3 protein-coding genes are annotated in these 5,500 nt (G+C 37.8%); 2 read left to right on the top strand and 1 reads right to left on the bottom strand.

The genetic code is table 11. The annotated features are described in order from the left end of the window. A partial coding sequence (locus tag AC1DDX_RS21725; protein WP_477622582.1) for a SusC/RagA family TonB-linked outer membrane protein occupies positions 1-1,978 on the bottom strand: 1,978 nt, incomplete at its 3' end. 729 nt (positions 1,979-2,707) lie between these two features. On the opposite strand from AC1DDX_RS21725, the gene AC1DDX_RS21720 reads away from it, so the two are divergent. Beyond that, a complete protein-coding gene (locus tag AC1DDX_RS21720; RefSeq protein ID WP_477622581.1) occupies positions 2,708-5,065 on the top strand; it encodes an outer membrane beta-barrel protein in 2,358 nt (785 codons plus the stop codon). Positions 5,066-5,113: 48 nt separating this feature from the next. Further along, on the top strand, positions 5,114-5,500 hold a 387-nt coding region (locus tag AC1DDX_RS21715; RefSeq protein ID WP_477622580.1), incomplete at its 3' end, for a GNAT family N-acetyltransferase.

The following is a 5,500-nucleotide window of genomic DNA, read 5'->3' as shown; positions in this document are numbered from 1 at the left end:
TCTGAGACAGGATCAAAGAAAAATTGGCACCAGGATAAAAATAGCTTCTTTGCGCGCTTGGCAGGGTTGAACTCCAATCGTTTCTTGCATTCAAAGTCAAATAAGCAAAAGAATTATATCCCAAAGTGGCAGAGGCATAAGCACCGAAAAGCCTGCGCTGCTTACTGGTCTGACTGCTCGTTGGGGCGTTCCCTGAGTTATCAATCTGATATAAGCCAGGGATCAACAGATCTTCAATACCGGTATATAAAACTCTTGAACCCCTGTCATTGAAGTTTAAGCCGATCAATCCCGTTACATTAAATTGATCGGAGAATTTCTGATCAAATAGCGCATTGAGCTTGGAATCAAACTCAAAATATTTTTCTGAACCATCAACAACATTTCCAACACTTGCCTGCCTAACGATTTGCTCATCGTTACCACCTCCAGACCATGAACCCTGAGTTGGTGAATTCTTAGCATTCCAAATCTTATCGACGATATTACTCACATCAACGCCTTGCTGAAATTGAAGCGTCAGCCATTCTAATGGTTTTATTTTCAGATCAAGGTTGCCATAGAACCTGTCGCTTTTAAATGTCGCACCATTCTCAAAAACTGAATAATATGGATTTTGTGTAAAAGGACTATAGAAGCCATCTACATCAAAGTATTTATTGTTGTAGTCTTTAAATTTTGAGATTTCGAAATTAACCGGAATCTGTAGAATATCCTCATAAAAAGAAGAGCCCACCCCTGAATTCGCCTGACCAGTCTGTACTGTCCTGGTGTTCTTTCCAAGATAGTTTAAACCTGCAGTAATGGATAGGTCTTTAAACTTAGTAGAACCATTCAAACTTATTGTATTTCTTTTATATACATCACTGGAGCCTGGCAAAATGCCGTTGCTGTTTACATTTCCGTAAGAAAGTCTAAATGTCGACTGATCTGTACCCCCGCTAAAAGAGATTGTATTATTGTACTCCTGACTGGTATCAAAAGCATCTCTGAAACTATTTTTAGCTGCGGCAAAGGTCTGAGACAAACGCTTTCCATCAACTTTAGATCCCCAATCCCGCGTTTGCCCATCAAATCTTGCTCCCCAGCTACCATTTTCAGCAATCCAACTTTCATACGCAAAACCCTGTCCATATTTATCCTGTAGCTTAGGTACATTTGTTACCTGCGAAAAGGCTGCAGCTGAAGTGAGGTCTACCTTGAAAGCACCTGCTTTTCCTTTTTTAGTAGTAATTAAAATGACACCATTGGATGCCCGCGATCCATATAAGGAACTTGCCGCAGCCCCTTTTAGAATACTAATCGTCTCAATATCTCCGGGATTGATGTCATTGGCAGCATTACCAAAATCATAATTCTCTTTTAAATCTCCAAGACTATTGACCGGGGAGGCATCTCCGGGCCTCGAATTGTTTACTGGAACACCATCAATAACATATAAGGGCTGATTGTTACCAGCGATAGAAGAGAATCCCCGAATTACCGTCTTGCTGGATCCGCCGGGTGAGCCTGAAGTAGCGGAGATATCTACACCGGCAACCTTACCTTGTAGACCCGACATTAAATTTACCGGGGAAGCCCTATTGATTTCGTCCCCACCTACCTGTGCAACGGAATAGCCATTTGTCCGGCTAGCCCTGTTGATACCAAATGCTGTTACGACCACTTCTGTTAGCGATTTATTTTCACTGCTTAGTATCACATTAATGACCAGTTCATTACCGACAGTTTTAGTTTGTCCAACATATCCAACGTAAGCAAACTCAAGGATAGCACTACTTGCAGCTTCAAGAATATATTTCCCATCGGGTCCCGTTACCGTCCCCTGCTGTTTTCCTCTGACTTTTACACTGACACCCGGTAGCGGTCCACCGCCATCGGAGTCAGTCACTTTTCCTGATATTTTCTTGTCTTGGGCAACTGCACCATAACAGAAAAGCAATAGGAAGATCATTTTCAATAGTAATCTTTGTTTCATGCTTTAGTTTTTGAATAAATAATATTTAGTTAGGCCCACCATACCTCAGGCCAGGCAGGCAAATTAGCTGCTTGCAGAAAAACAAAGTATCCAAAAAACACCTATTGCGCTGGCGATGAAAGTTGCCATATCATTTTTGCATCTCAAGCAGAATGGACCGCAGTCATCTTGTTAATTTCCGTGTGTCCTATTGACTTTCTTACTATTTTGAAAACCGCAGAAGTTAACAAACGAATTGCCCAGAAAAACTTTGTACAATATGGCTTACGGAATCCAACTACGCTAATACTGGAAATCATCGCTTAGTCAGATACGAGTTTCGCTTTACAGTTGCTGCGAGCTGCTCCTTTAACGCTATATCTTTTTCTGCTAAAACCGTATCATTAGACATTAACGGTATGTGCTTATCCCAGTAATACCTGAGAGATAGGTGATTTAAGCAGTTTTACGAAATCAACTTGAGGAATTGCAAAAACAGTGAAACTTAGATATCCCTGTAGTCTTACTTTTCAGCTACTTAAATCAGCAATATGTCTACAAAAACCACGATTCAGACGACCATTAATTAAAACCAATTAACGAAAATAGAAATTTGCGCCCGAATGCGGCTTTACAAGCAAATTGGTGAATGTAACTGCATTGAAGTTGAATATGAGAACTATTAAAACTATCTGTTTTGCATTTTTTCTTGCCCTAACATATCACCATGTTTCTGCACAACAACTATCAATGTTCGAGATTACTGGACAATTATCCAACCTCAAACCAGATCAGCTCAGCGGCATTAGTGTAAATTTAATAAAAGCTGAGACGAAAAAGCTGGTAAAAATTGAGTTTCCAGATACTGCCGGAAAATTCATTTTTAATCAAATAGAAAAAGGAAATTACCATGTTGTCGTTAAAAGTCTTGCTTTCAAGAATTATGAATCTAACCTCATTGTTTTGACTCAAAATTTTAATCTCGGTGATCTTCACCTTGTTGCCAAGGTACATGCATTAGATGAAGTAAATATCGTTGGTAATAAGCCTTTCATCCAACAACAACATGATAAAACAGTATTGAATGTCGCAAGTTCCATTGCCGCCACAGGAAGCAATGCACTAGACCTACTTAGTAAAGCACCCGGTGTTAATGTAGATCCCAGCGAAAATATATCGATGAGAGGAAAACCGGGTGTTTTGGTGATGGTCGATGGAAAATTACTCCCTATATCTGGACAAGAGCTATCAACTATATTAAAAAGTATCTCTGGGGATCAAATTGATAGAATAGAATTAATTACTAGTCCATCTGCTAAATATGATGCGTCAGGAAACTCAGGGATTATTGACATTAGATTGAAAAAGGGCCTTAAAGAGGGTCTCAATGGTAATTTAGCAGTTAGTTTCGGCCAAGGTGTATATAACAAAGTAAATCCATCTGCTAATGTTAATCTAAAAATTGGAAAATTAAACTTATTTGGTTCTTATACCTATTCACTCAACAATGACTTTGTAGATTTAGCCATGCAACGATTTTTTTCAGCTGCAGGAACCATTACTGGAGGTAATTCTTATCAAAATTATTTCAAGATGAATATGAACAACCATAACGTCCGGTTAGGTGGGGATTTAAACATTAGCGAAAACGTAATTGTCGGATTTATAGCCAATGGTATTTTTATAGCTGGAGAGCTGGGCAGCAATAGTAAAGCACAATCTTTTGATGCGAATCAAAATAGCACCGGCTATTTTAATACCACAGGTATATTACAGCCTGTACGTAATAACGAAAGTATCAATTTCAACTACAAGCACACACTGGATAAAGAAGGTCAGTCTATTAGTTTAGATTTAGATTATGCTGATTATGGAGCAATAGGCCTACAAGATTACCTTACCACTTACTCGGACAACAACGGAATTAAAAATAAAGACGATTATATTTTACATGGCGATCTGAATGGTGACCTTAAAATTAAATCCTTTAAAAGTGATTATAGCAAAAAATTAAAATCCCTTGATATAAAATTAGATCTTGGCTTAAAAAGTAGCTTCGTTACGACCAAAGACAATATTGCTTTTTATAATCTGGTTAATAAAACCAGCACTTTAGATGTAGATAAGAGCAATAATTTCAATTATAAAGAATGGATAAATGCCATCTACATTAACGCTTCCAAAAAATGGGAAAAAATAAATGCTCAATTCGGATTGAGGTTAGAACGAACTCAGGCAGAAGGTATACAGTTAACCAATCTCTCTCAATTTGAACGTAAATACCTTCAACTATTTCCAAGTATACAGTTTGGTTATAATTTAAGCAAAGTCCATGAGCTAAATATAKCCCTTACCCGAAGGATCAATAGGCCAACTTACCAACAGTTAAATCCATTTAAAGTGTTTTTAGATCCACTCACGTCTTCTACCGGAAATCCATTACTCAACCCCGAAATCACCACCTCATTTGAACTAAGTCATACATGGGGAGGGAAATATCTTACCAAATTTGGGTACAGCATAACCACAGATAAAATTCTTTCTATACTTTCTCCTGATGTTAAGCCCAGCTCAATCATACAAACAGGTAGAAACTTAGCCCGGTATGACTATTATACTTTAAGCTTTAGTGCACCGATTACAATTGGCAAATGGTTAACCAGCAATGTCAATGCGTTGGTGTATTATGGAAAGTACAGCGGCAATATTGCAAATACCGACATAGGAAACAATAGGGTTACTTTTAGCTTAACTAGTACGAACATGATTACTTTCAATTCCAATACCAGTTTGGAAATTAATGGTAAATATGACAGCAGACGATACTATGGTATCATGGATATTAAACCGACTTGGTATACTGGCCTAGCAATTCAAAGACAAATTTTAGCAAAAAAAGCCAGTTTAAAATTAAACATTACTGACGTTTTTTATACCAGAAAAACCAATGCCAGTAACATACTAACTGGTTACACCGAATTTTTCCGGCAAAAAGGAGACTCCAGAGTAGGCACGTTTTCATTTAGCTATAAATTTGGGAGTAATAAATCTTCAAATACTAAAAAACAAACTGGAGGTGCAGAAGATGAAAAGAGAAGAGCTAACTAGCTGATAAGACAAACAACCTTAATGATGTAACACCCAAAATTAAAATAGATGAAACAGAAGTACACGAGCCAACGACTAGAATTAAGTAGACTTTCCCTATCAGACAGTGAGTTCATACAACAATTAGTTAATACGCCTGGCTGGTTAAAATTTATAGGCGAAAGAAATGTGAAATCAATAGCTATGGCAATTGAGTATGTAGATAAAATTATCCAAAACCCAATTTTATATTACTGGACTGTACGGTACAACGATATACCTATTGGGATCATAACCATCATTCAACGTGACTATCTACCACTTCAAGATTTTGGTTTCGCCTTTTTACCACAATATGAAAAACAGGGTTTCGCTTTTGAAGCTGCAACAGCGGTGTTAAACGATTTCAAGACAATTGAAAACCATCCTGAGCTTTTGGCTACAACGGTGCCAGCG

It is taken from the genome of Pedobacter sp. 10L46_2 (assembly GCF_056395165.1).
Note: the sequence above shows the minus strand (reverse complement) of the source record. Positions and strands in the feature narration are given on the sequence as shown.